This is a genomic window from Thermogemmatispora aurantia (assembly GCF_008974285.1).
In the GTDB taxonomy this organism is placed as follows: Bacteria; Chloroflexota; Ktedonobacteria; order Ktedonobacterales; family Ktedonobacteraceae; genus Thermogemmatispora; species Thermogemmatispora aurantia.
Map to the genome: position 1 here is coordinate 496,719 of NZ_BKZV01000001.1, position 26,186 is coordinate 522,904.

The window sequence follows — 26,186 nt, forward strand, 5'->3', positions numbered from 1 at the left end:
GGGGAACCTGCCCTGCCTCCTCAACTTCCGAGGTCCTGGCCTTCGTTTCCTCTTCGCTGTGGTCCGCCCGGCCTCATTGCACTGCCGACTGGCCGCCGTCGCGCTCTTCATTCCAGAAGAGAAACGGCCAAGGGAAGAGGCAACTATTGCTTAGATTTAGCTGCTTTTCTTCTCCTTGGCCTTGCGTGCCTTATAGTAGGAGCGTGGCTTGGGCCGGCGCGTTGTATCCTCATACGCCGGTGGCGCCGCTTCCTCACGAGCCATCAGATCGACTTCGGAGTGCTCGCCCATTAGCTCCTGCAGATCGTTATAGATATCGTAATTATCGATGACATCAGGCATGCGCAGCATGTGTCTTAAGACCTGCATCTGCGAGATCTGGGTCCGGTCATACCTGGTGGGTTCGGCTCGCTTGAGCAGTTTTTCTACCAGGGCAATGCTGTCTTCATGGGCCCCGATGTTGTTCAGGCGCTCATGAATGACCTGCAATTGTTCGTATAAGTTCATGAATGCCTACTCTCTTTCTAGGGTAGCGGCTACCGCTTGCCGTTCATCACCCTCTATTATATGTTACTTGAACAGATTGAGGGGTCATTCATCTTTCCCAGAGGAGAGAGGAGCGGCTGCCGCCTCTCCCTCCCTACTACCACCTGGTCTACCAGCCGGACGGGATGCCGCCCGCTGAGGGCCAGCGACAAGTTGAGGCCCCAAGAGCAGGTCACTCGGGGGGTTACGCGACACACCCGCAAAAAGAGCAGAGACGAGGTGCGAGGAAGGAGGAAGAAGATGGGCGCTGAACGCTCTTCCTTGAGCGTCTTGAGCGGCGCGACGGCGAGCCGCTCGAGTGCGTGGGCTGGAAGCAGGCCTGCGAGGTCCATCTGGAAGCAGCTCACCAGCCCATTCATCGATCACTCCTCAGCTACTTATCTTTACCGTACCACTACACCACGATGATTCTGGTGATTGCGACGCGCCCGCCAGGCGCGCCGTGGGGGATCAACCAGCCAGCTCCAGGCACACTGAGCCACATAGACCCCCAGTGGCAAGCGCGGCGTCGGTACCTCCTGACCGCCAGGCGTAGCCCGCCGTAGGAGAATAGCTTGACGCAGTTCCTCCGCGCTCTGCCCGGGAAAGAGGGTATAGGCTACGCCGATGTGCTGCCAGAAATGGGCATCGCTGCCACCCACCTCGGCCAGCTGCCACTCCTGGTTAGCCAGGCGCACCATATGGCGTTGCGAGGCATTGGCTGGCGAGGGATTGTACATTTCCAGGGCATCGATACAGTAGCCTTTGCTGAGCAATTCTTCGATCCTGGCCCGACTCAGGCTAGGTACCAGGCGCCCGAAAGGGTGGGGCACGACGACCAGCCCTCCCTGGGCCTTGATTTCATCAATGGCCTCCTCCGCTGGTCGCTGGGCACGAGGAGGCTTATCCACAAAGAGGCCGAGAAGATGGCCGTCACGCGTGGTAACCTCAACCCCGATTACCAGCTCCAGAGGCGTCGCTGCCTCCTGGGCGTCTCCGTCTGAACCGAGAGCCTGCTCCCTGGCAAGTAACTCGGCCACGCGCCAGGCTCCCTCCAGATGATCGTGATCGGTAATGGCGATGAGACGCAGACCACGACGCCGCGCCTCCTTGATGACCTGGGCCGGACTGGCCCAACCGTCACCAAGGTTCGTATGCATATGAATATCGGCACGACTATATCCAGCAGCAGTCATTAAAGTCATGGTGCCGGCTGGGCTCGTCTGATGATCAGAGGCTGTCGCAAAAGAGAGTTCCTTCGTCACCTACAACTCACTCCTTGTTACACTCTTCCTCAGAATAGAGCGGCAGCGCGATGTAGAAGGTCGAGCCTTCGCCCGCGATCCCCTCGCTCTCCATCCAGATCGAGCCTCCCATCGCTTCGGTCAGCTGACGACAGAGATATAGCCCTAACCCTGCACCGCGCTGCATACTGTTGAGAGCGTTGGGTAGGCGCATAAACCTGGTAAAGAGACGCGCCTGATCTGCTCGCGAGATCCCTGGTCCCCAGTCACGCACCGCAATCAACGCAAAAGCGTCCGACGGCGGCCTGGCCGGACAGCGCTGCCCTGCCAAAGAGAGGAGGCCAGAGAGTTCTTCCCAGCTCAGACGCCGCGCATGAATGGCAACGGGCGACCCCACCGGCGTATATTTGAGCGCATTACCAACGATGTTGAGGAGGATTTGACGCAGCCGCAGATCATCAGCCCACACCTGGAGATCCTCGGGTACTTCAATGTACATGCTCCGCTCCTCACGCACCAGGATCGGCTCCAGAATCTCCAGGATCAGCATGACAGGACGAACAACCTGCACTGGCTCCATCTTGAGCATGACACGATCCTGGTCAATGCGGCTGGCATCCATCACATTGCCAAGCAGCAGGACTAGCTCTTCACAAGCCCGGCGCGCATTGTTGACGAAACGCGCTTTGGCCTCTTCATCCAGGGACTCCCCAAAGTCTCCGAGGAGTTCTAGATAACCCTGGATGGCCGTCAGCGGCGTGCGCAGCTCGTGTGAGGCAGTCATCAGGAAGTGATTCTTGAGGCGCTCGGATTCCTGCGCTTGCTTGAGAGCTTCACGCAATTCCGTATAGAGCTGCGCGTTGTTCATGGCTATGGCCGCCTGAATGCCAATCTCTTTCAGCAGCTCCAGATGCCTGCGGGTGTAGGCATGAGGGCGATAGGACTGCACAGAGAGAAGCCCCAGGACTTTTTCTCCATAGCGCAGCGGTACAAACAGTATCGATTCCGCCGGTCGGTTGTTGCCAAGCAGATTCGCCCCCTCGCCACTCGCTGTGAGGCCGGCAAATTCGAGAAATTCATGACTGGTCGTTATGAGTCGGCCAACTGGCTCGTGAAAGAGGATATCATGCGTCTGCGGCAGAATGAGACCAAACTCGACCGCCGGATACCTGACCCCGTCATCGATTAAGAACTCCATCACCAGCTTCTCGCCCTCGGTATCGCGCACATAGCGGGCAATATAAAAGGCATCGACGGGCATCATGGGCGCTACTTGCTCATAGATGGTCTGGTAGATGCTCTGCAAGTCCCCGGGATCTTCTGGGGCCGAGAGCGCTCTCCCGATCTTCACGAGAGCCGCCCGCTCTTCACTGTGCCGCTTCAGCTCTTCGTAAAGCCTCGTGCCTTCGATGACAATCGCTGCCTGGTTGGCAAACAATTCGAATAGCTCCAGAATCTCCAGTGTCGGGCGCAGACCGTTGAGGGGGGAATCGGGAGTAAGAAAGCCCAGAAGAGAGTTATCGGCGCCGCGCAGAGGCACAATCAGCAAGTCCTCAAGCTGCCACTCAGGGCCAAGATCCGGCTCGCTTAGCGGGGTGGAATCCAGGGGCACAGCCTCAACGCGATCATCAACAATGATGAAGAAGCTAGCGAGAGTCGCGTCGCGCCAAATGGGGTCGCCTTTGGGAATAAAGTAGGAGTTACCGATGCGATAGCGCTCGCAGATCAGCTTGTTGAGCGCCTCTTCGGGCAACGGGTGCTCGATCAGGTAGCGATGCTGCTCCGGCGAGAGGCCAGCCGAGGCTCTCGCTTCAAAAAAACCGGCCCCGTTGTTGAGATAGAGCGCCGAATAGCGAAAACGCAGCGCCTTACAGGCAGCTTCCGATACGCGCTGGAGCAGCGTATCGGTATCCATTCCCAGGCGTAATGAGGCACCAATATCAATAATATGACGGAGCAGCTCCCGCTGCTGTTGCTCTAAGCTGCTCTCCTGCTGCCTGGTTGATCGCTGTTTCACACGATGCATTCCCCTCTTCATGCCTGAAGACGAGATGAGACCCGCGAGTCAAGCTCATTATAGCACAGTCTCAGCAGCTTCTTACAAATACAGGACTCAGCTCGCTCCAGAGGCCGTTTGCTACCGCCGCCTCCGGCGGCAACGGCTCCTCTGGCCGATCGAGAGAGGCTTGGCGGGACGGGCTTGCCTTTCTGGCCGAGAGACAGTATGATAGGCAGGGACCAGGATGATAACACCAGCCGTCAGGCAGCCGTGAAGGAAGGCTTCAAGACCCAAGAAGGAGAGCTTTTTCTTTTTCTCTTGGCCGAGACTCGTTTATGCAGATTGCCAGTCCCGCTAATCCACGCATTAAAGCGATCCGTGCCCTGCGTCAGCGCCATGAGCGCGAGCGCAGTGGCCGCTTCTTCATCGAAGGCATTCGCCTTGTGGCGGAGGCGCTCCAGATGGAGGCTCCTGTTGAGACGCTGGTAGTGGCGCCCTCCCTACTGCGTAGTGACTTTGCCCGTTCCCTGGTGGCTCAGGCTCAGGCGGCAGCTATCCCCGTACTGGAGGTGAGCGAGGCCGTTTTCAGCAGCCTCTCGCAGAAGGAGGGTCCCCAGGGTCTGGCTGCTGTCGTCCGTCAGCGCTGGCAGCGCCTGGAGGAGCTACGTCCAGCTCCTGGCGACTACTGGGTAGCGCTGCACGCCGCCCAGGACCCAGGCAACATCGGGACAATCTTGCGCACCGCTGACGCAGCTGGTGCCCGAGGGGTGATGCTGCTCGATCACTGCGCCGACCCCCACGACCCGAATGCCGTCCGCGCCAGCATGGGCGCCCTCTTTGCTCAGGGTATTATTCGCGCCAGTTTGGCAGAGTTCTGGCGTTGGAAGGAGCAAACAGGCTGCACAGTGGTCGGTACCTCCGGGGCGGCTGCAACTGACTATCGCTCCCTACGCTATCCGCTGCCCCTGGTCCTGCTAATGGGTAGCGAGCGCGAAGGTCTCTCTCCCTCTGAGCAGGCTAGCTGCGACGTCATGGTCAGCATCGCCATGACGGGCCGCAGCGATTCGCTCAACCTGGCGGTCGCCACGGCCCTGGTGCTCTATGAGGTCTTCTATCAGTGCCGTTCCTCACACAACTTCAGTTAGCTCCTGACGGCCTTCTCCGGCTCGCCGCAAGACTGAGGCGCTTCGGCGACCGGCTCGATAGTAACGAGCGTAGTGTGGAAGGTGCTGCCGCCATTGAAGTCTGCCAGACGATCGGAGGTTAGCCAGTTGATATTGCGTCCATCGGGACTGAAGCGCGGCCACCAGACGGAGCTGGCCGCCAGTACGCCAGGACGTACCTCATCGCTTACCTCGGCAAAGACCAGGCAGCTCCCACGTTCGTTCGAGAGGCGCACAAGCTGCCCATCTCGAATGCCACGCGCTCGGGCCTCGTCAGGATGCAGACGCACGCTGGGGCGGCCTTCTTTACGTCGTAAAGTGGCCACGTTGCCGAAACTGGAGCTGATGAAGTGATGTGCTCCCGGCGAGACCAGCACGAGGCGCTCACGCTGGCCGTTTGAGTCAGCAGTAAACGGCGATTCGACGTCGGGCACCCAATCGGGCAAGGGATCATAGCCCAGGTCTGCCGCTTGCTGCGAGTAAAACTCGACTTTGCCGGAAGGAGTGCCAAAGCGTCCATCGGCGAAGGGAATACGCCGCTCTTCGGGGATGGCCAGCGCTACCCACCCTTCTCGCTGGAGGCGCTCCAGAATGATGTCCTTCAGTAGCGGAGAGCGCGCCGCCGTGGCTTCCAGCACTCCCCGAATGACAGCTTCAGCGTCTTCTTGCAGCCAGGATTCTGTAAAGCCCATCGCCTGCGCCAGCCCACGCATGACATCCCAGTTGCTCCGCGCCTCTCCCAGCGGCGCAATGGCCTGGGCATTGTATTGAAGCGCGAGATGGCCATAGGCTTTGTGGAGATCGGTCTGCTCAAGCTGGCTGGTCGCTGGCAACAAGATGTCGGCGTAGCGCGCCGTATCGGTTTCAAACAGGTCGTGAACCACGACAAAGAGGTCATCACGCTGGAGGCCCTCGACAATCTTACCAGCGTTGGGAGCGGAGGCCACCGGGTTGGCGTTGTAGACATAGAGGGCATAGATGGGTGGATCAGCCTCACCGGTGAGCAAGGCCCCCAGCCGATTCATGTTGAGGACACGCGGGGCCGGCGGACAGGCCGGATCGTGCTCGTGTTTGACTGCTTCAGCATCCCACTGCAGCCAGTCACTGGTACTGTACATGACTCCTCCGCCAGCCAGCCCATACTGGCCGGTCAGGGCGGGAAGACAGAGCAGCGCGCGAACCGTCTGCCCCCCATTCGTGTGACGATTGATGCCGTCGGTCACACGCAGCATGGCAGGCGTGGTAGTAGCATAGGCCACAGCTAGCTCGGTGATGGTCTCAACCGACAGACCGGTGATCGCCGCCGCTCGCTCAGGCGGATAACGCATGATGCGCTCACGTAGCTGCTCCCAGCCGACAGTATGGGTCTCGATCCAGGTCTGATTATGCAGGCCACGGCTCACAATGACGTGCATCATGGCCAGAGCCAGAGCTGCATCGGTACCAGGATACGGCTGGAGATGCAGATCGGCAGAACGCGCCGTCAGCGTGCGCACGGGATCAATGACGATTACCCGTGTCCCCTGGCGCTGCGCCTGACGCAGGAAAGGCATGATGTGCGGGGCAGTACTCGCCGGATTGCTGCCCCAAATGAGGACCAGCCGGCTCTGCAGCAACATCTCTGGAGAAGGAGCCAGACGCCAGCCAAGAGTGAGACGCACCGCCTCCTCGGCAGCATAACCGCAGATGGCCCGCTTGAGCCGTGAGGCCCCAAGGCGATTCCAGAAGCGCGAGTCGGCCACCGCCCCGTTGACCAATCCCAGCGTACCAGCGTAGCTGTACGGCAAGATGCACTGGGCACCGTGCTCAGTGATAATACGTTGCCAGCGCTCGCTGATCTCAGCAAAAGCCTCCTCCCAGCTGATACGCGCGAAGGAGCCGCTGCCCTTGGGTCCCTTACGACGCTGGGGATACAGCAGGCGCTCGGGGTGATAGACACGCTCCAGATAGCGGTTTACTTTGGCACAGAGCCAGCCACGAGTAATCGGGTGATTGGCCCGCCCGCGGAGACTCAGCACCCTTCCTTGCTCGTCGACCAGGGTCTCTAAAGCACATCCATCAGGACAGTCATGAGGACAGGCGCCGTAGACCAGACGGACAGCGGCTGAGGTCGCCTGCTTTTCCTCATCAGAAGAAGATATGATCATCTGGAACAAGCTCCTCTACCAGTGAAGAAAACGCCGGCTTGCCCCTCCCTTGCTCGCCGGGTAAGGCGTACAGGGCTAGTGCCGGCTTACTCTTTCTCGATGCGAAAAACCAGCTCCCCTGGAAAAGAGAAACGTTCGAGCCGCCAGCCACAATCAGCAACCAGGGCGCGAAAGCGCGCCTCATAGTAAGCCGCCATCCCTCGCTTTCCACCACCCAGGCTCTGCCCGGGGAAGGAGACCAGCAAGTAGCGCGCGCGGATGGCCTGCAGGAGGTGCCTCCCAGCCTCCGGCTCAATATGCTCCAGGCACGGCAAGACTTTCAAGACAAAGGCGAGATCGACCGTCAGATCCGGCGGGGCTTGCACGATATCGCAGACTGCGGCCTCACCCGGAACCCCCAGGATCTCTAAAACAGCCTGCAGAAAGGTTGCCAGATCCTCATAGATGTCACAGGCATAGTAGAAGCAGGCACTCCGGCTGGCTTGGAAGAAAGGCATCCAGGGCAAAGCCAATGGATGGAAACCACAGGCGACATCCAGCACACGCCTCACAGAGGGCAGATCGGCCAGCAAGCGATCGTAAAAAGTGGTGAGCATAGTGAGCCGTTCGCGAGTCGAGGCATGCCAGGCCATCGCGCGACGGCAGATGGTGCGCAGTCCTTCCTCATCGCCGCGCGCGCGCGCCTGGCGAAGCTCCGCCAGCCAGCGCTCATATGGAGCTGGGCCTGCCAGATACATGCCCGCAATCTGATGCAACCGACGCTTGGTGGCCTTGATCGCCTCCTCCAGATCAACATGCCGGGCTAGCTCACGAGCGCCCACAGCGGCGATTGTTCCCGTGTACAGTGAGCGATACTTGCGGCTCACCCGCACCGCCTCAACCAGCTGGCTGAGCCGCTCGCTGCTCTTGTTGCTCTGCCACTCGCTCACCATGCAACAGCATTCCCAGGCGCTGCATCAACTGCATCATAAAGCGCAGATTATGGATCGTTGCCAGGCGCAGGAAGAGGGCATCGTTGACCTTAAAGAGATGATGCAGATAGGCCAGACTGTAGCGTGAACAGCAGAGACAGTCACAGAACGCAGAGACCGGTCGCCGCTCACGGCGCAGGCGCTCATCGCTGAGGTACATATAGCTAAACCAGGTCCCATCGGAGTCGAGGCTACTCGTGGTAGGGTCCTCTGTAAAGCAGTACAGCCGTGCATGGCGCGCGTCACGCGTTGGCATCGCACTGTCGAAGAGATCATATCCCATGCGTGCACAGGCCACCACATTCAGGGGATGGCCGATTCCCAGTCCATGCAGTGGAAAGCGCGCCGGAATCAGCTCGCGCGTCCAGGCCACAATCTCGCTCAGCAGCTGGCCCTCGCTATCCAGCGGCCAGCCGCCGAAACCAAAGCCATCAAAGCCAATCTCCAGCAACGCCTCCGCACAGGCGCGGCGCAGCGCGAAATCGCCACCGCCCTGCACGACCGCAAACAGCAGCGGACGCCGCTCGGGCGGCAGCTTCTTCTGTTCCACCAGGCGCACAAACTCAGCCTTGCCGCGTCGTGCCCAGGCAATCGTCCGCTCGACCGACTCGCGCTGCCGCGAGGGCGGCTCATCAGCATGCGTACAATCGTCCAGGCAGATCACGACATCGCTGGCGTAGCTGCTCACCTGCAATTGGATACTCTTCTCAGGCGTGAGCAAGAAACGCCGTGTTGCTCCTTCTGGCTGAAAGGCCAGTCCCTTCTCTGTCAAATGGCCATAGCGAGCATTCTGGCGAATCAGTGAATAGGCTTGAAAGCCGCCCGAATCGGTCACAATCGGGCGCCGCCAGCCACTGAGCGCATGTAACCCACCGATGGCCTCCACCGCAGAGGACCCAGGGCGTTGCATCAGATGGAAGGTATTCATGACGAGCGCCTGGACTCCGCACTGCTCCAGATCAAGGCTGTCAACCGCCCGCACTACTCCATGCGTCGCGTCGGGCAAAAAGGCTGGCAGCGAAACTGCCCCATGTGGGAGCGCCAGCGCTCCACGCTTATCCACACTCATCATCACTATGCCGCTCTCAACGTGCTTGCTGCTCGCCACCGTCATTCTTCAATGCCAGTACGATACCATAGGGGGCAGATGCGGGTCAAGGTAGCTCGACGCCGGAGCCAGGCGCTGACTGACCACCGAGGCCATCCGAGGTGAGCCAGTCCAAAACGGCTTCGGGCATCTGGGTCACGCTATCCTGCCGCTGTGAGCAGCGCGGTAGTGAGTGCAGGATAAGCTGCCCATACTCTTTGGAGATCAGGCGCCGATCAAAGATAATGACGCTATTGCGTTTACCAGCGCTCCAGGCCAGGCGATTGAGCGTTCGACGCAGGCGCAGTGCGGCGACGGGCACGGTCATTTGATGGAGCTGGTCGGCATACTGCTCGGCTCGGGCCGCCAGAGGAGGATCATTGAGGGCCGGCATCGGCAACCGGGTGATAAACAGGCAGGAGGGCAGTGTCGGTAGCTCTTCAACACCCTCCCAGAAGCCTCCCGCTCCAAAGAGCATAACGCGAGGCTGCTCGGCGAAGATCTGCCAGAGTTGACGCGGCGAGCCGTCGATCCCATGACCGAGCAGAAGGATATCACGCGCCTCCAGGGCGGCCTTGATGACAGAGTAGGAGCTGCGTAGTGCGGCGTGTGAGGTGAATAAGACCAGAATCTGGCCCTCTAAGGCTTCGGCCATCTGCAAAATGGCCTCATCGAGTCGCCGCTGATACTGGGGCATATTGGGCTCAGGAACATCATTGGGGATATAGAGCAGCGTCTGCGCACAGCGATCGCCTTCCAGCGAATAGGCTGGGCACTGCTCCATTTCCAGCGCCAGCCGGCCCCGCACAAAGGAGAAATCGCCAGCGACCGCTAAAGCCACGCCTGCCAAAATGGTCGCCCGCTGCGGATGAAACAGCAAACGCTTTAGCATAGGAGCAATCTGAATCGGCTGACTGTAGATGGCCGGGGCATGCTCCAGCGGCTGCTCCACTAGCGGGGCCGCTGCAGCGCTGTCTAAGCTGCGCGGCTGTGGATGCACAGGGGCTGGTGGAACACGCAACCAGTAGACCATCTCTCCTTCAGTGAGAGCAAAAGCCTGATCCCCCTGTTCTTTGAGAGCCCGCAGCCGCTGAGCGCTCATGGCAAACTCTGCCGCCAGGGCGTCGCTTAACAGCCCTGGCCGCTCCTGGCGCGTTCTATTGCGGTTGCCCGTCAGCAGCAAGCGTTCAGCCTCCTGAGCCAGCTCGATCACCGTTTGTAGGCGCTGCGACAGCTGACGCCAGGCATGAGTAGCCTCATCCCAGCCCTCCAGGTTTAGCAGGGAACGTTGGAGGCGCAGGGCTTGATCAAGACGCTCGGCGAAACGCGGACTCTGACCCTGCGTGCGAGCTGCCTGGGAGCGTCCACGATCATGGCGAGAACTCTGGCTGGCAACAGGAGCATGCAAGGCCTCATCCAGCAAGTGTGTCAGCGCCAGGAAAAAGTGATTGGCCGCCCCACAAGCCTGACGCAGAGCCTGGAACCAGGAGAGCAAGCGGGTATCCAGCTCGGCCCGCGTGACCGTGGAAGAGGAAGCCAGATTCAGGGGAGCGCCAGCGGAAGGGACAACCTCCTCGCGCAAGGCCGGAGCCGCTAGCGCCAGCAGGCCCTGGTAACGCCCATTGGGTAGTTCGATGCCGAGCGTCTGGAGGAGCGTTAGCAACCGTCCATGACTCAGTTCTACGCCGCTGCGGCGCGCCCACTCCTCTTCAAGGAGATCAGCATCGAGAATGAGGCGATACGGTATCTCAGATAAGAGGGAATGGGAAGAAGAGAGATCATCAAGCAGTCCTGCATGGGTCGTCACCACAATCTGTGCAGCTCGCACCCGCTCCTCGGCCCGTTGATAGAAGCAGTAGCCTTTGCGACGATAGGCACAGCGCTCATAGATGCTGCCAAGACGCTCATCGCTCGCCACGAGGCGCTCGCCTCCCGAACAGATGCGCTCCCAACTCGCAACCTCGTGGGGCAACAGCGTCAACTCGCCCCGCTCACCGGTCAGCGTCTCCTGCGCCCACAGTGTGAACTTCGCAAAAGCCCGAGCCTCCTCTGAACGCGGCCCACCTCCCACGCGCATTTGAGCGGTACCAAACCAGCGATGCAGACACAGGTAGCCATCGCGCTCAGCCAGATAGGCCACGGCGAAACGCGCTCCAAGCTGCTCCTGGAGACGTGGTAGCAAGGTATCTCTGATACGATAGGCCGCCTGGGTGGAAGCGCAGCTGATCAGCAGACGAGGTAACGATAATGAGGCTGCTCCCGCCTGCCTGGCAGCGTCTTTGAGCCATTCAAGAACCGCAAGTAGCAGCGGCACATAGTCATCGCCACCAAGCGTGGTCTCGACTAAGGCTGTCTCGCAACGGGCCAACGTCTCATGCAACAGGTGCTGTAAGGCTGCATAGCTACTGAGACGCTGACGCTCGCACTCTGAGCGCCTGGCCTCAAGCAAGATTTGCAGGTCAGGCGCCGCCTCCGATGAGGAGAACGCAAGAGATTGGGTTGGCAAACGAGGACGATCATCAGGGAGAGGCGTTGATGAGCGCTCCGCCTCAGCGGTCAATATGGGAAGCGGCGGGCCGGCACGCGCCACGGCAAACGAGAGGACCCGCGGGTCCATGCCCAACTGGGTGGCGAAATGCTGGCCGAGGCTTCCCCAAATGGGGCCGCGCTGCAGCCCCTGCTCGCGCTGACGCTCGCGCAATTCCTGGCGGAAGAAGGTCAACAGCGGCCAATCAGGTGGAGCATCGAGATGGGCAAGCTCCTCAAGCGCCGCCAGGTCAATCGCCTGCAGGCGCTCATAAAGGGCGAGAAAGACATGCATGGCCAGCAATGTATCGGCCATCGCCCGATGGCGCTCTGGGGAGCTGGGCACCCCCAGAAAGCGCGCCACATAGCCCAGGCTGTAGCTCGGCAGCGAGGGGAGGAGCACCGAGGCCAGCTCGAAGGTATCGATCAGCTGGTTATGATAAGCCAACCCCTGCCGGCGTAAGAAGCTGACATCAAAAGGGATGCTATGCCCAACAATCGGAAAGCTGCCGACAAACTGCTGCAGCTTGCGCGCGATCGCCTCAAACGAAGGCACCCCGATCAGTTGCCGCGGTGTGATCCCTGTCAGGCGCTGCACCCGATAAGGGATGGAACGCCCCGGCGCCACCAGCGTCTCAAGTCGATCGAGGATCGTCGTGCCCTGGAACTTGACCGCAGCCACTTCGAGGATAGCATCTTGCTCCACATGCAGGCCGGTTGTTTCCAGATCAAGCGCGACCCGGATAGGCGGCTTCTTCCCCATAGGAAATCTTTCTCTCCTGCTTGCTCATTCGCTCTTGCACTCACCTGCTTGCTTGCGTACTTAGCGATCGCTGCTCCCCCTCGCCGCAAGGCCAGGCTAAGGCAGAGCGTCGAGCAGGTCGGCAGAAGTAGCGAAGGGAGGCCAGCTTGCGAGCAGTCTCCGTGCCAGTTGCGCCGCCCTTCCCCGATGACTGATGCGATGCTTCTCCTCCGGGGACAGCTCGGCTGTGGTCTTACCAAGTTCAGGAACGAGGAAAATTGGATCGTAGCCAAAACCGTTGCTGCCGCGCGGCTCCTCGGCGATCTGGCCTTCTACGACCCCTTCGACCGTGCGACAGTAGCCCCAAGGCTCTGCAATGGCTATGCAGCAGCGGAAACGTGCTGTGCGCTGCTCTGGCGGAAGCCCCTGCAGACGCTGCAAGATAAACCGGAAGCGCTCCTCGTAAGGTGTCTCCTGCCCCATGAAACGAGCGGAATAGATACCGGGCGCACCGCCCAGGGCATCGATCTCCAGGCCCGAGTCGTCAGCCAGCGCCAGCAGACCTGAAGCCTTTGCGTAGGCCCGCGCTTTTAGCTCGGCATTCTCACAGAACGTTTGCCCGGTCTCCTCCACCTCCAGCGTAAGACCGATGTCTACTGGAGAGACTACATGAAAAGGCAGACCCTTGAAGAGCGTGCGCAGTTCTTCCAGCTTATCGCGATTCGTAGTCGCTAGCAGCAAACGCCTTGGCTCTTGAGTGGGTTGATCGCTCGTCTCGCGTTGCTTCATCGACTTTAGATAATTACGGAGCAGACGCAGGTAGGAGCACTGGTCTCGTCAGAAGCCGTTAACGGGAACTGCTTCCCTTCACCCTGATTTCCTGCGCGGGCAAGACCTTCCCAGGCCCGTTCGCTCCTTGTCCCAGGCGGATAGTTTCAAATTTGATCCCATATTACCATACCGTGGCTACCTTGTCGAGAGGCGAAAAGGCCGTTGAGCGCCTTGCCACCAACCTCGTGGGACCGCTGCGGCTATATCCATCTCCGCCTTCAACTTTTTCGTTGGCTGAAACGTATCTCTCTTAGAGGGGCAAACGCTTAGACAAGCGAAGGAAAGCCTGCCAGACTGACCTGGATAAGAGATGATGAGGTACAACTCAAACGGCAGCAACGCTGCTGGCGGAGAAGCGAGACAGTCAGTGGCAGCAACGGTTCGTTCTGGCTGGCAGCAGCGGCGGGCCAACCTGGCAACCGTTCAAGAGACCTTGCTGATAGAATCGAAACCAGAGCCAGTGGAGACAACACCTGTGTTGACAGATTCCACTCAGCAGGAGCCACCGCTCCCGGCTGGCGGCTTTGCTCATCTTCTTCGATCGCTGCGCGAATATGACGGGCAGCTCTATCATCACTCGCTACATGTCTACTTGCTTACCGCACCGCTCCTGCAGGCTCTCCGTCTGTCGGTACATGAGAGTCTCCTGATCGAGCTGGCAGCCCTCTTCCATGACCTTGGCAAACTGGCGCTGCCCAGACAGCTCCTGCATAAGGCAACAGCGTTGACCGCAGAGGAGTTTGCCCAGATTCGCACTCACTGTTTGAAAGGGGCGTTACTCCTGAGCCGTCTGCAAGCCCCCCAGGTCATGGTGCGCGCTGTCTACCACCATCACGAGCGCTGGGATGGTCACGGCTACCCGACCGGGCTGGCCGGCGAGGCGATCCCTCTCGGGGCTCGTCTGATCGCGATCAGCGATGCTTTTGCCGTCATGACCAGCGGACGCAGCTACCAGATGCCATGCACTCCCCTCCAGGCCCTGACGGAACTTCGGCGCCATGCCGGCACCCAGTTTGATCCAGCCCTGGTCGAGCTTTTTGCTCTGGTTTTCAAGACACGGGAGGCACTGTACCAGGTAGCAACATCGCCATTAGCTGGAGAAGCTCCTCTAGATCAAAAGGCTTACGCAACAGATAGATACCGCGACGGCGTAGCTCTTCAAGCGGCAGGTCACTCCAGGCTGTGATAAGCACGGTGGGCACGTTGCGCATGGTCTCAATCTCTTGCAGACGGTCATAGAGTTCCAGACCATGCATACGCGGTAGCCGATAGTCTAACAGGATCAATGCCGGCCTGACGTGCGGGGCCGCATACAGCGTCAGCTCGCTTTCGCCTATCCATAATGGACGATAGTCCGTGCGTTCTAGAATGACCATTTGCAACAGCTCGCTGACGTCACGATCATCATCTATAATGAGCACCGTCTTGCTTTCCTTCATAGGTCAGCCTGCAACTACTCTTGGCAACAGAGACAACCATCTCGACAGAATAGCACTACTCGCTTCCTTCGATAGAGACGCATCAGCTCCCTAAGAGGCACGGCTCTTTCAGAGAGTACTATTTGTGCTCTCGCTCATCCCTACCCTGCCCAGACGGCCCGCACAAGATGCCCAGGCCCCAACCTTATCGTTCCTCTTTGCCCCTAGCCTCTTCTGACCTAGTGGGCCGCCTTGCATCCCGGAAATGAAGACGCCCACTCCGGTCGATGCGGATAGCGGTTCTGCCAGAATATATCTCCACACCACTTCCAGCCACTCTCCTGCGCCCACGACGCTCCTGGCCTCTGTATCAAAACTGATGCTTGACAGCCGCTCTAGACGAGGAGTATAATTAAGCGCGGTAAATAGCTCAGGTGGCTAGCCCCCACAACGGAGTAACCAGTGGGGGAGCACTGCAGTCGTTTGGTTAACCCAATCCCAGCCGGTGTAGCTCAGTGGTAGAGCAGCGCCCTCGTAATGCGCAGGCCGTCGGTTCGAGTCCGACCACCGGCTCTTTTTTTGCCCTTTCTGGTTTCTCCTTCTATTGTTACCACCCCTCGTTCGACAGCGTAATGGCCCCTCTTCTGTCCCTTCGCCGGGAACCTGCCTGCCCTGATCGCTGCAGGTCATAGCTAGCCAGATCGGTGAGTGGAGACACTTGCTGACTTAAAGAGACGCTCAAGCCCTTCTTCTTGGCTCGCACCTCGCGCTGCTTTCAATAATTAACCTTTGTTCTGCCCTTCCACCACTGGCCCTTTATTCTCCCCACGCGGCCAATCACTCACCGTTCAAGCCCTGCCAGTCGGCCTCACTGGCAGCGAACATGCTGCCGATGGCCGCGATAATGAGGCAGAAGCAGGTCACCCCCCCAATAATGTACCACCAGCTGCCATTGGGAATAAGCGCCGGAATCCAGGAGAAAATAAGAGAATCGACAACAGCAAACAGCGATGAGAGTAGGCCAAGCACCACGCTTCCCCAGAGGATCGGCGCCGGTAAGATCAGCTGAGCGTGGAATGTCTCGCGATTGCGCAAGGCTAGCATGATCAGGTTGGCAAAGAGAAATGAGGCAGAGGTGGCCCAGACCAGGGTCGAGGAGGCCAGCATCACATTGTAGACTTCAGTGGTCAGGTCGGCAGGAGAGCCGACGTGCACTACCAGCGGGGCCACAATGAAGATAAGGGCAGCGAGCATGATAGCCATGATTGTCTGGAAGAGAATGGCTCTGGCCGGAATCCGGCTGCGGCTGAGGCGTCCCACTCCAGCAGGAAGCCGCTGATCAATCCCCGCAACCAGCAGTAGGCGAGCATAGCTGCAGTTGTAGGCCACAATGGCCGTGAAAAAAAAGATGATCAGGCAAACAGCCATAAGATTGCCAGCGATCTTACCAAGGCTGAGATCAACAGTGGCTACTAATGCCGGCAGCAGGGCACCACTGGTCGGCCCTTCGACGATGAGCAGAGCAGTCGTAGCGATCAGATAGCCGAGCAGGACGACAAGCGGCCCCCAGCAGAGATGGCGCGTTATCACCCGCCGGTGCTTTAGTTCTCCAGCCATGTTGAGCGGTGTCTCGGCCCCGAGATAGGCCAGTATGACTAGACCAAAGGTGGCAATGTTCCCTCCATGCGGAGCGAGGGTCGGCAGCCAGGCCTCTACCTCCCCAAAGTCGCTCAGAGGAGCATGCCCACTGAGCAGCCACCAGGTCGCCGCTCCCCCCAGGATGACCAGTGCCCCTACAATAGCACTCGCCGCTACCAGGATCACATTCGCTACCGTCCGAAAGCGCTGGAGCGCTAGAAGGCCGGCCAGCGCCAGCGTGCCGATGATGACCAGTCCTTGCTGCCAGGGCTGCATCACCCACTGGCGATTAAGTCCCTGAATAAAGGCCAGGACATTATCTGCCGCGCTGACCATCACCAGAACGCCCGGGAACCAGGCACAAAAAGCCGCGAAGAAACTCCAATAGCCCCCAAAAGCTTTGTGGGTCCAATTATAGAGCGAACCCTCGTACGGGAACATCACACCCAGCTGGGCAGTGGCAATAACGCTGGGTAGAAAGAAGACAATGGCTCCAACCACCAGATAGGTGAGCGCCGCTGGCCCCGCTGTACTCGCCGTGTTGGCATTGGTAATGAAGAAGACAATGACGATAAAAAAGGCGGTCATTTCAACGGTGCCTAACACTGCCGGCATGGCCTTGACCACGTATTCTTCTGAGGCCAGCGGCTCTTGAGCACTGTGCCACTTGCTCCTCTCCGAGTAGAGCGCCATCAGTTTCCTCCCCCTGACCTGAACCTTCCCACCTGCGCCGCAGCGACTCCACTGCCTCTGATCCGCTTTTCTTCCTCCCACCCGACTCGCTGGTGATGGGTCGGCTCTTCTCTAAGCTGAGTTTACTGCTTTATTTGCTTTTTGCAAGAAAAATAACACAAGATTGGCCACATTTAGCTATAAATAGAAGATATTATATTTATCGAGATTGAAGTGTAAGAGGGCGGGCCAGGAGAGCCTGTTTGCTTGCTTGGGCGCAGTCCGCTGGCTCTCCTGGCCCTGAAGAGGCGGCGCAGGAAGGGTTAAGGCTTGTAGATGGAGGCAGGGACGCCTCCCCGGTCCACCTGCGGGTTAGACGACATCGCCGCGCACGATTCGCCCCATCTTCTCATAGCGCTCCGGGTCGCTGCGCGCCAGATAATTCGCATAAAGCAGGCCGCAGATGATCCAGGCCAGCACGAACAGGGGCAGGATATTGGTCGGGAAGGGAGTGGGAGCAAAACCCAGCATTGTGAAGAAGGAGCCGATGGGACCTGGGATAGCAGGCATGATAAAGGAAGCCAGCGGGATCAGCAGGACCACTGAGCTGAGCAGCGGCGCTACGACGTGGCGCATGATCCCAAAGCTGGAGCGGTCAAAACGCCAGGCGAAGAGAGGGGCCGCCAGGTTGACCATGATGTAGACAATAATGAAGGCAATTGTCCCAGCTGTCGCGAGCCAGGCATAAGGGGCCAGCCCGTCTACCTGTTGATAGCCATTGCTCGGCAGGCCCAAGCCATAGCTATTCGTCCCTGGCTTCTGCGTCACCAGGGCGAAAAAGGCAATCAGCAGACAGGTAAAGAGCGACTGAGCCACAATGGCCATATGGGGACTGCGATAGCGAGGGTGAGTCTTACCAAAGAGCGGTGGCAGGATACCTTCCCGTCCCATAGCGTAGAGATAGCGAACCATGCCATTGTGGAAGGCGAGACCGCAGGCCAGGGCACTGGTGCTGATAGCAATGATCATGAGGGCCTGCAACCAGCCGCCAACGTACTCGGTGGCCAGGGTGTAATAGGCAGTGCTGGGATTGGCAGCAAACTGATCAACAGCGTGCTGCCAGCCGTAGCCGATGGTAGCTGAATAGGACGTCCAGACATAAAGGATGATCAGGAAAGCAACCACACTGAAGATCGCCACCGGTACCGCTAGGCGCGGGTTGCGCGCTTCTTCCCCGTAGACGGCCCCAGCCTCGAAGCCCACCCAGGACCAGACCCCCAGCGCCATGCCGATACCAATGCCGAGCACGCCACCTGGTGCCGCTCCTTTAAGATCCGCTCCCGCCGCGCTGAAGGTATGTAGCAGGTCATGCCCGCTCGCTCCTCCTCGCAGGCAGATCACCAGGTCGAGGATCACGAGCACGCTGATCTCCAGGATCAGGAAAGGCGCCATAGCAAAGACCGACCACTTAACGTCAAAGTAGGAGAGGAGAAAAATGAGGAGCGTGCCAATGAGCGCCCAGCTAACCCATCCACCCGGAAGATTGAGATGCAGATAGGTGGCAAATGAGCTGTTGGTGTAGGAGCCAAAGGCCCCCATTAAGGCCGCTTCAAAGAGGGCGTAGCCGCCCATCATGAGCCAGCCCGCCTGGAAGGCGGTACCTTTCCCCAGGCTGTGACTGACCCAGGTGTAAAAGCCTCCTGCCGAGGTCAACCGGCGCGAGAGATAAACAATGGAGACCCCCAGCAACAGGAGCCCAATTCCTGAGAGCAGAAAGACCAGCGGGGAAGCTGCCCCAGCCTGCTGGGCTATAGGGGGCACGTTGAAGAGCATGGCCGAGATGGGAGCCGAGCCGGCAATGCAGAAGTAGAGCACGCCTGGCAGGCCAATGACGTTCTTGTGCAGTTTGTCAACGTTGGCTTGGTCAACATCTATATCTCCCTCAAGCAGCCCTTTCCGTACCAGTTCATCTTGCGTTGCCAATGTCACACCTCCATGCAAAACGTCTCCAGGCATCGCGTTGCTGGCAATCACAGGGGCGCGCTGGATAGGGAGCCGCCGGCAGGCCACCTGTCCGCGACACGCCCCTTCTCTTCTCTGAGCCGGCTCGATAGTATAAGGAGGGAAGAGATCTTTCCCTGCTACCTGTGAGCTAACCAGGCATCAGTAAGTCTCAAAGTGGAGGTTCCCTCGCTTGAGAGTGGAGCCAGGGAACCCCTACAGGCTCTCGAGGGAATCCATCCCTAACCCCTCCGATAGGCAGTCTACCCAGTCTTGAGCAGGACTGCTATGCCGGTCCTATGATTAGGAGTATTTGCTTACCCTCTTACCTGTAGCGGGCAGATGGCCAGTCCGTGAGCAGTGGTGAGAAACTGCGAGCGGAGGAGGGGAGAAAGGAGAGGCTCAGGGCCTGCCCGGAAGTCGGCTTTCGGTCTTTCCGCATCTTCCCCGCAATCGACTCTCCTGCCATCTCTCGGTTGCTCGCGCTTCAGGCAGGACACCCAAGCCTTACAAGCCAGGTTCTAGAGGCGCTCGCCGCTGTCTCTAAAGCCCAGGGATGATCGTGAGATCGCTCCGTGGCTCAGTAGAGCTTCAGAGGGGGAATGGCGGGCAGCTTTCGCGAAATGCCCTGACCTTGCTATCGACGTCAACCATATTCATATGCATCGCTGGCGGAACCATCAGGCTAAAAGTCAGAATCTTGCGATTGAGTTCACGCAGAGTCGCCTCATAGTCGCGCAGTGCCTGCGCCAGCGCGGTGTTGAAGGCTCGCTTCTCGCTGGGGAAAGGTGGAACACGGCGCCTGGCCAGTCGCTGGCGCCGCTCACGCAGTCTGGCCAATCTGGCCTCTACCTGCTGCAGCTCGCTGCGAATCTCTTTGGCCAGCTCGATCTCCTGGGGGGCAAACCCATTGCTCTTGAGTAGGTGATAGGCTAGCTCTTTCTCACGTGCATAGGGATTCTCATCTAGCTGCAATGGCTTGCCCATGCCCGGCAGATGATCAAACACTCCCCTCTCCTGAGCCTCGCGAATCTGGTCCTCTACAAAGTCTCGAAAGCGCCGCTCATCGTAGCCCCTCTGGATTCGCTCTCCATCGCTCTGCGTTGCTTCTGGCCGCTGCTGCCGCTGATAGAAGGATCGCTGCTTCTCTAAATCCATGCTTTCCCTCTTCTTCTCCTTCTAACCTGATGCGTTCATTCTCTCCCTGGTGCAGGGGAGTCGGTCGTTGCAGCAAGTTCGTCTGCCTGCGCCAGAGTTTGCTCTTGAGAGCGGAGGGTCGCGTTCAGACACTGCTCTACAAGCTCATAGACTGTGCTCAGGGGCAGCCCGCGTTCTTGAGCCAGACGACGACAGCTCTCGTACTCTGGCGCGGCACTTACCACGCGCTTACCCAGACGTTTGACCTTGATCGTCACCGGTCCTAGCGGGGTGAGTAGCTCTTCCTGCTGGCGCTGAGCCTTGAGACGCAGCATCTGCTGCAGGCGTACGCCGAGTGTGCCCGAGGAGCGCAGGATCAGCCTCGTTAGCTCCTCGCTCTGCTCCGGACGTGCCAGGACGCTCAGCAGGGTAGCGGGACGATTCTTCTTCATCTGCAGAGGCGAGAAAGTCACATCAAGCGCCCCCGCTGCTAGCAGCTCGTCCATCAAGGCCCCTAACAGCTCGGGCGTTGTATTATCCAGGTTGCTCTCGATAAGGGTCACCCAATCACGATCTAATTCTTCTCCCGCTGTACCCCCCACGCGCTCAGCCATGCCGAGACAAAGGCGCAGACAATTCGGCCAGGGGAGTTGACGATGGCCAAAGCCATAGCCCACCCGTTCGATACGGATGGCGGGCAGCTCAAAGCGCGCGAGCGTAGCGAGGATCGCCGCCCCGGTTGGTGTGACCAGCTCTCCCTCTGCTGGACAGGGACGCCACGGGGCCGCCACGCGACGCAGAATCTCTAAGGTGGCCGGAGCCGGAACAGGCAGCAGCCCATGCGCCGTCTTAACTATGCCACTAGTGAGCGGTAGAGGCGAGGCGTAGAGCTGCTTGATGCCGAGCGCTTCAACGGCGATCGCCGCTCCAACAATGTCGATAATAGCATCAACAGCTCCCACTTCGTGAAAATGCACTTCTTCAGGCGCCACACCGTGTACGCTGGCCTCCGCTTCCGCTAGCGTGCGAAAGATTGCCAGGGCTCGCTCACGAACCCGACTGGGCAAGGGAGCATCCTCCAAAAGCTGACGGATCTCAGACCAATGCCGCTCTGGCTGATCAGGGTTCTCTAAGATCACTTCGAAGCGTTGACCGTTTATTCCTCCCTGCTCTATTGGCTCCCGGCGCAGCCGGTAGCCTTCCACCGGCAGCAGCGCCAACATCTCTTGCAGGTCACTCCACGAGAGCCCCGCATCAAGCATCGCCCCCAAGAACATGTTGCCGCTTATCCCCGAATAGCAATCCAGATAGGCTATCATTTACCCTCCTTGTTGTTGCCAACGGCCTCGCTAGCGACAGTGCACAGCCCGGCTGGCTTGCGACCAGCACCCGCTTCCCCCGGCATGAGATGAGGCAGATAGCAAGGCTTTTTTCGACTTTGGCCAGACCCAAGGGTATAATTAAGAAATTGGCAAGAGACCATCTTCGTTTTCCTAGAACAAGACAGGTAACTCGTTCTGAGCTTTCAGCGAAGGGGTCTTAAAGGTGAAGAATTACATGACGATGCTCCGCACTTGCCTGCGCCTCCTGTGCGGGGTCCTGGTAACCATTGGGTTGCTCAACCTCGCCAGCTTGATGATACTACCACGCCTTTTGGGCTCTTCCAATGCCGTGATCTACAGCAGTCTTGTTCTGGTAACCGCTCAGATCTTCATTGTCGGCTGCTCCTTCCTCAAGATCAGCAGCGAGGTACGCCAGATCGACCAGGAAGGTCGGCAACTCCGCCAGCAAAACGAGCAGCTTATCGCGGATCAAAAGAACCGAGAACAACTACTGCTCATCCTCAATCACGAGGTCAGAACGCCACTTGCTGCTATCAAGGGCTATGCCGAGCTGCTACGCTGTTACCGCGAGCAAATCCCAGGAGAACTTTGCGATCAATATCTTCAACAAATCAATCACTCCTGCGATGAAGCCACCTTTATCCTGGATTCAATTATCTTGCCTCAGCGAGCTGGCGAGCAGAACGGGGCCGAGCGTCTTGATCTCAAAGAAGCAGTACTCTCTGTGCTGGCTTCCTTTGCTCCCCGTCTGCAATTCGAACAGCGGACGCTCGAGTTGCAGATGAGCAACTGCGACGTAATAGCACAGCCCCTGCAACTGCGTCAGGTGCTGCGTAATCTATTCAATAATGCTCTTTCCTACTCCAATCCCGGTAGCCGCCTGCGGATTACTCTCACTACCACCAGACCAGCCAGCGCCCCGCTACTCTCCGACGCCGAAGATCAGCGGGGGCGGCGCATCTACCTCGCTATCCAGGACGAGGGCGTTGGTATCCCGCCCGAGGAGCAGCAACGACTCTTTCAACCGTTTCAGCGTCTGGAGAGCGCTCTGCACCTGGCTCCCCAGGGGAAGGGTCTTGGCCTCTATCTCAGCAAACAATTGCTTGAAGAGATGGGGGGAGAGATTTGGCTGGAAAGCACAGGCCAGCCCGGTAAAGGAACCTGTGTCTGGCTGAGCCTGCGCCAGATCTGAGCCGCATTGCACCATCGGGTGACCACTCATCTCGCCCTGCGCTCGCCCAAAGTCCGGCCCGTCTTTCAGAGCCAGGTCCTGAAGCCCTCGCTGCGCAACCATCCTCCTCCCCCGTCTGCCCAGCCGGCCAACGCCTCGCCCATACCCTTCCCGGGCTCTCCCCTCATCCTGGTCTCTCCCATCACTCACCGGCTGTCGGAGTCCCACCTGCGCTAGCGCCTCCCTATTTGCCCTGCTGATGAAAGGCGAGCGCATTGCGATAGACATCGACATAGCGCACAGCGGAAGCATGCCAGGAGTAGTCGGCAGCCATTCCGCGACGCTGGAGATCGCGCCAGATGTCCGGGAAGCGATACAACTCCAGCGCTCGTACAATAGCGGCAAACAGCTCCCAGGGGTCATAACGCGTAAAAGTAAAGCCGTTGCCCTCTCCGCTGCGCGGGTCATACTCATGCACCGTATCGGCCAGGCCTCCCACGCTATGCACAATGGGCACGCTGCCATAGCGCATCGCGATCATCTGTCCCAGGCCACACGGTTCGAAACGCGAGGGCATCAGGAACATATCGCTGCCACTATAGATGCGATGGGCTAACTCTGTATTGAAGGTGAAGAAGCTGGCTACCTGCTCTGGATACTGCTGCTCCAGGCTTTGGAACAGCTCCTGATAGTGCGGATCACCGATCCCCAGGACCACGAACTGCACCCCTTGGGCCAGCAGTGGATGGGCGATTTGCGCCAGGAGATCGAAGCCCTTCTGATCGGTTAGGCGCGAGATCATCGCCAGCAGGGGGACGTCGGGGCGTACGGGCAAGTGCGCCTGTTGCTGAAGCGCTCGCTTATTCTCCGCCCGCCGTTCTAGTGTATTAGAATCGAAGGTAGCAGCAATGTAGCGATCATTTGCAGGATTCCACTCTTCATAATCAATACCATTTAGGATGCCGAAGAGTCGATCCTTGCGCGAACGAAGTAAATGATCGAGCTTCTCACCAAAGGCGGGAGTCAGAATCTCTTGAGCGTAACGCTCACTGACTGTGGTAATGGCATCGGCGAAGAGGATACCACGTCCCATGATATCGACCACGTTCGCCAGCTCCGCAATCTGCGGATAGAGAAAGCCATTGGCCGCCACCCCGGCCACTTCGAGGATGCGATAGCCAAAGATGCCGTGATAAGCCAGATTATGGATGGTATAGACGGTGGCGGCCCCCCCATAAAAAGGGTCGTGGCGATAGATAGTGTGCATCCAATTCGGCACAATGCCGGTGTGCCAGTCGTTGCAGTGAATAATATCGGGTGACCAGTCGAGCGCGCGCATGGCTTCGAGGGCAGCGCGACAGAACAAAATGAAGCGCTCGCCATCGTCGGTGTAGCCATAGACATTCTCGCGCTCAAAAAAGCGGGGAGCATCGATCATGTAGACAGGAATATCGTTACCGATCGTGCCCCGGCGCACGCTCACCTTTGCCTGGAACTTATTCATATCCACTGTGATGCTATCGAGCGCCGGCGTGAGCTGAAAGCGCTCAGGATCAACCTGGCGGTAGCGTGGCATGGCCAGGCGTACATCATGCCCCAGGGCCTGCAGGGCCTTGGGGAGGGCCCCTACAACATCCGCCAGGCCGCCAACCTTGACAAAGGGCACGATTTCCGCGGCGAGAATTAAAATCTTGAGCGGACTCTCACACTGCATACTGCCTACCTGGTCTTCCCGTTTTCACAATCTGTCCCCCCATTATACATCATTCCGCGCCCAAAAAGAGAGCGCCGCAGGCCGTGGTCTGGTCCGCCTACTCACCTTGCGGATACCAGCGAGCCTTGCGACGCTTCAGAGAGCGCTGAGCCGCTCTTTTTCCTGCCCCAGCAGCTTCTCGCTGCCTTTCTCGCCCAGACTACACCTTATAGCGATTACGCACCAGGAAGTAGAACTGAAGAGCAGCGAGCAAGCCCATCAGGATGAAGACAATGATGGCATCAGGCGCGCCCTTGCCGGGAATCAGCAGGCCCGGCGTAAAGGTAATATTCGGCTCTGTTTCACGGAAGCCCGGGATGGAGAAGAAGGCAAAAGCGGCAATATAGACGAAGAGACAGGTCCCCACCACGAGCCACTGACCGAGACAGCCGAGATTGCGCTCGCCCACCACGGCGAACTCGCGCCGTGCCACACTCGTCCAGATCGTGACCATGACCAGCGTGCCGCCACAGAGGAGCAGCGCGATCAGCGCCTCTTCAGGATGCAAGTGGGTCACCAGGGTCGCCAATCCCAGAACCGCCGCTACCCAGAAGCTTCCAATGATTACCATGTTACGGTTGGTGCGCCAGACGCGGATAGCGGCCATCAGCAGGACAAAGAAGTTCATCGTCAAGAAGGCATCGACAATGTAACCAGCCTGCTGGGAGAAGGTGCAGGAACCGGGCACCACCGACTTACGGGCACATACCGTCAGCCAGTCTCCGAGGCCCGCCAACGACCAGCTGTGAATCCAGTCGAGCAAAGGATAGAGGAAGAACCAGAGCAGCAGGAAGGCCACGCCGAAGGGCAGGAGATTGACCCCCACTGCATAAAAAGGCGCCATCACACGCTTGCGCACCGGGCGCATCAGGTAATGGAGGCGCAGGGCAAAAGCTCCCAAAGTCGCAGCCACAGCAATGGCCAGCAGCGTGCCTTCGATGGCGTTCACCACGAAAAGACCGGTGATCATCCCACAGCCCTTTGCCAAGTCGATCGCCGTGGGGCAGGCCGGGTTGATGCGGGCCGCCAGGGCATTGGGATCAACCAGCATCGAGAAGAGCATGTAGGCAAAGAGGACCACGCTACCTAGCACCGTGAGACCACGAATGGTCGGTGTGGTCCCCGGATCACTGCGATCCGGATTGCCCTGCTCCTTGAGCGCCAGACCACCGTAGAACATGGCAGCGGCTCCGGCGATGAGGAGCACAACGGCAATCAGCACAAAATCAACAGCCCCCGGTTCCAACCAGAGCACATTTCCATCGAGGAGCGGGTTCCAGAAGAAGTTCGCTGATGGAAAGTACTGGCTGTTAGTCGTGACACCCCCCGCCGTCACCGGGGTGAGCACCGCCCAGAGGAGCAGCGCCAGCCCCCCTACAAAGAGCACCAGACCCAGGCCGACGAAGAGCATGGGCGGCAGCAACGGCTTGGGATCAAAGAGCAGGACTATAACCTCAACGACGAAGAAGCCGAGCAGGCAGACCAGACCGAGGGCGAGCGAGCCTTGCTCCATGCCCTGCAGCGTGGAAGCCGTCAGCTCATCGAAAATATAGCCCGGAAGCTGCCCGATCAGCAAGGCCGTAATGAAGAAGAAGCCGACACCAAAGATCAGGGCACGTGCCCACGACATGCGCTCAGGCAGCTCCCGTGGTTGAACTCTCTGCATAGTTGCCAGCCCTTTCAACGACATGTACCACAAACAGTTGCGGCGACATGCTTGATATGGGGCACGAAGCCCCGCTCTGATCACCGCGTCTTTCGCCGTAGCAGTAAATCTTGCCCGGCCTCTCACCAGTCTATGACAGGCCGGTACCTCCA

General features: G+C 58.9%; 16 protein-coding genes, 1 tRNA gene and 2 pseudogenes. 4 read left to right on the forward strand and 15 right to left on the reverse strand.

The window, feature by feature from the left end:
- Nucleotides 1-156 precede the first annotated feature (156 nt).
- From KTAU_RS01900 to KTAU_RS01910, 3 genes are all read right to left on the reverse strand, one after another.
- Entirely contained in the window at nucleotides 157-507 is a 351-nt protein-coding gene (locus KTAU_RS01900; protein WP_112428097.1) for a hypothetical protein, read from the reverse strand.
- 422 nt (nucleotides 508-929) lie between these two features.
- Nucleotides 930-1,790 (reverse strand): CehA/McbA family metallohydrolase, encoded by an 861-nt coding sequence (locus KTAU_RS01905; RefSeq protein WP_151726777.1) that lies wholly within the window; start codon nucleotides 1,788-1,790, stop codon nucleotides 930-932.
- A gap of 7 nt (nucleotides 1,791-1,797) precedes the next feature.
- Nucleotides 1,798-3,786 carry an ATP-binding protein gene (locus tag KTAU_RS01910; RefSeq protein ID WP_170292992.1) on the reverse strand — a complete coding sequence of 663 codons (1,989 nt, stop codon included), beginning with the start codon at nucleotides 3,784-3,786 and terminating at the stop codon, nucleotides 1,798-1,800.
- A 317-nt stretch (nucleotides 3,787-4,103) separates the two neighbouring features.
- Here KTAU_RS01910 and KTAU_RS01915 point away from each other — a divergent pair, with 317 nt between their 5' ends.
- Nucleotides 4,104-4,913: a TrmH family RNA methyltransferase gene (locus tag KTAU_RS01915; protein WP_151726779.1), complete on the forward strand. Its 810-nt coding sequence runs from the start codon at nucleotides 4,104-4,106 to the stop codon at nucleotides 4,911-4,913.
- Here KTAU_RS01915 and KTAU_RS01920 read toward each other — a convergent pair.
- The 5 genes from KTAU_RS01920 to KTAU_RS01940 form a co-directional block, all read right to left on the reverse strand.
- The gene (locus KTAU_RS01920) at nucleotides 4,910-7,078 is read right to left on the reverse strand and encodes a molybdopterin-containing oxidoreductase family protein (protein WP_151726780.1); all 2,169 of its coding nucleotides are present in this window, start codon (nucleotides 7,076-7,078) and stop codon (nucleotides 4,910-4,912) included. The two genes, KTAU_RS01915 and KTAU_RS01920, sit on opposite strands and share 4 nt — an antisense overlap.
- Nucleotides 7,079-7,164: 86 nt before the next feature.
- Complete coding sequence (locus KTAU_RS01925; protein ID WP_151726781.1) at nucleotides 7,165-8,010, reverse strand: class I SAM-dependent methyltransferase; 846 nt, start codon at nucleotides 8,008-8,010, stop codon at nucleotides 7,165-7,167.
- On the reverse strand, nucleotides 7,955-9,157 hold the full coding sequence (locus tag KTAU_RS01930) for a tRNA-ribosyltransferase family protein (RefSeq protein ID WP_228026281.1): 1,203 nt from the start codon (nucleotides 9,155-9,157) through the stop codon (nucleotides 7,955-7,957). The genes KTAU_RS01925 and KTAU_RS01930 overlap by 56 nt, the downstream gene beginning before the upstream one ends.
- A gap of 46 nt (nucleotides 9,158-9,203) precedes the next feature.
- Nucleotides 9,204-12,425 (reverse strand): exonuclease domain-containing protein, encoded by a 3,222-nt coding sequence (locus KTAU_RS01935; RefSeq protein ID WP_151726782.1) that lies wholly within the window; start codon nucleotides 12,423-12,425, stop codon nucleotides 9,204-9,206.
- A 96-nt stretch (nucleotides 12,426-12,521) separates the two neighbouring features.
- Nucleotides 12,522-13,193, reverse strand: a complete 672-nt coding sequence (locus KTAU_RS01940; protein ID WP_151726783.1) for an XTP/dITP diphosphatase — start codon at nucleotides 13,191-13,193, stop codon at nucleotides 12,522-12,524.
- 355 nt (nucleotides 13,194-13,548) lie between these two features.
- Between KTAU_RS01940 and KTAU_RS01945 the strand changes: the two genes are divergently transcribed.
- The gene (locus KTAU_RS01945) at nucleotides 13,549-14,421 is read left to right on the forward strand and encodes an HD-GYP domain-containing protein (protein WP_228026342.1); all 873 of its coding nucleotides are present in this window, start codon (nucleotides 13,549-13,551) and stop codon (nucleotides 14,419-14,421) included.
- Here KTAU_RS01945 and KTAU_RS22285 read toward each other — a convergent pair.
- A pseudogene (locus KTAU_RS22285) lies at nucleotides 14,387-14,674 on the reverse strand (response regulator); the annotation flags it as partial. The gene KTAU_RS01945 and the pseudogene KTAU_RS22285 sit on opposite strands and share 35 nt — an antisense overlap.
- A 480-nt stretch (nucleotides 14,675-15,154) precedes the next feature.
- Between KTAU_RS22285 and KTAU_RS01955 the strand changes: the two are divergent.
- Nucleotides 15,155-15,226 (forward strand) — tRNA-Thr (locus KTAU_RS01955).
- A 264-nt stretch (nucleotides 15,227-15,490) separates the two neighbouring features.
- Here KTAU_RS01955 and KTAU_RS01960 read toward each other — a convergent pair.
- From KTAU_RS01960 to larC, 4 genes and pseudogenes are all read right to left on the reverse strand, one after another.
- Nucleotides 15,491-16,984, reverse strand: coding sequence for an APC family permease (locus KTAU_RS01960; RefSeq protein ID WP_151726786.1), 1,494 nt, complete (start codon nucleotides 16,982-16,984; stop codon nucleotides 15,491-15,493).
- Between the two features lie 351 nt (nucleotides 16,985-17,335).
- Nucleotides 17,336-18,946: an APC family permease gene (locus KTAU_RS01965; RefSeq protein WP_170292994.1), complete on the reverse strand. Its 1,611-nt coding sequence runs from the start codon at nucleotides 18,944-18,946 to the stop codon at nucleotides 17,336-17,338.
- 609 nt (nucleotides 18,947-19,555) lie between these two features.
- Nucleotides 19,556-20,122 (reverse strand): DnaJ family domain-containing protein, encoded by a 567-nt coding sequence (locus KTAU_RS01970; RefSeq protein WP_151726788.1) that lies wholly within the window; start codon nucleotides 20,120-20,122, stop codon nucleotides 19,556-19,558.
- A 131-nt stretch (nucleotides 20,123-20,253) separates the two neighbouring features.
- Nucleotides 20,254-21,420 (reverse strand): annotated as a pseudogene (larC, locus tag KTAU_RS01975) (nickel pincer cofactor biosynthesis protein LarC); the annotation flags it as partial.
- Between the two features lie 238 nt (nucleotides 21,421-21,658).
- On the opposite strand from larC, the gene KTAU_RS01980 reads away from it, so the two are divergent.
- Complete coding sequence (locus KTAU_RS01980) at nucleotides 21,659-22,636, forward strand: sensor histidine kinase (RefSeq protein WP_151726790.1); 978 nt, start codon at nucleotides 21,659-21,661, stop codon at nucleotides 22,634-22,636.
- Nucleotides 22,637-22,859: 223 nt separating this feature from the next.
- Here KTAU_RS01980 and glgA read toward each other — a convergent pair whose 3' ends face one another.
- Together glgA and KTAU_RS01990 are read right to left on the reverse strand one after the other, a co-directional pair.
- Nucleotides 22,860-24,329 carry a glycogen synthase GlgA gene (glgA, locus tag KTAU_RS01985; RefSeq protein WP_151726791.1) on the reverse strand — a complete coding sequence of 490 codons (1,470 nt, stop codon included), beginning with the start codon at nucleotides 24,327-24,329 and terminating at the stop codon, nucleotides 22,860-22,862.
- Nucleotides 24,330-24,528: 199 nt separating this feature from the next.
- The gene (locus tag KTAU_RS01990; RefSeq protein ID WP_151726792.1) at nucleotides 24,529-26,034 is read right to left on the reverse strand and encodes a hypothetical protein; all 1,506 of its coding nucleotides are present in this window, start codon (nucleotides 26,032-26,034) and stop codon (nucleotides 24,529-24,531) included.
- Nucleotides 26,035-26,186 lie beyond the last annotated feature (152 nt).

Bases quoted from the DNA above. Each gene is read 5' to 3' on its own strand.
- KTAU_RS01900 (WP_112428097.1), bottom strand. From the start codon at position 507: ATGAACTTATACGAACAATTGCAGGTCATTCATGAGCGCCTGAACAAC.
- KTAU_RS01915 (WP_151726779.1), top strand. From the start codon at position 4,104: ATGCAGATTGCCAGTCCCGCTAATCCACGCATTAAAGCGATCCGTGCC.
- KTAU_RS01920 (WP_151726780.1), bottom strand. From the start codon at position 7,078: ATGATCATATCTTCTTCTGATGAGGAAAAGCAGGCGACCTCAGCCGCT.
- KTAU_RS01925 (WP_151726781.1), bottom strand. From the start codon at position 8,010: ATGGTGAGCGAGTGGCAGAGCAACAAGAGCAGCGAGCGGCTCAGCCAG.
- KTAU_RS01935 (WP_151726782.1), bottom strand. From the start codon at position 12,425: ATGGGGAAGAAGCCGCCTATCCGGGTCGCGCTTGATCTGGAAACAACC.
- KTAU_RS01940 (WP_151726783.1), bottom strand. From the start codon at position 13,193: ATGAAGCAACGCGAGACGAGCGATCAACCCACTCAAGAGCCAAGGCGT.
- KTAU_RS01945 (WP_228026342.1), top strand. From the start codon at position 13,549: ATGAGGTACAACTCAAACGGCAGCAACGCTGCTGGCGGAGAAGCGAGA.
- KTAU_RS01960 (WP_151726786.1), bottom strand. From the start codon at position 16,984: ATGGCGCTCTACTCGGAGAGGAGCAAGTGGCACAGTGCTCAAGAGCCG.
- KTAU_RS01970 (WP_151726788.1), bottom strand. From the start codon at position 20,122: ATGGATTTAGAGAAGCAGCGATCCTTCTATCAGCGGCAGCAGCGGCCA.
- KTAU_RS01980 (WP_151726790.1), top strand. From the start codon at position 21,659: ATGACGATGCTCCGCACTTGCCTGCGCCTCCTGTGCGGGGTCCTGGTA.
- glgA (WP_151726791.1), bottom strand. From the start codon at position 24,329: ATGCAGTGTGAGAGTCCGCTCAAGATTTTAATTCTCGCCGCGGAAATC.
- KTAU_RS01990 (WP_151726792.1), bottom strand. From the start codon at position 26,034: ATGCAGAGAGTTCAACCACGGGAGCTGCCTGAGCGCATGTCGTGGGCA.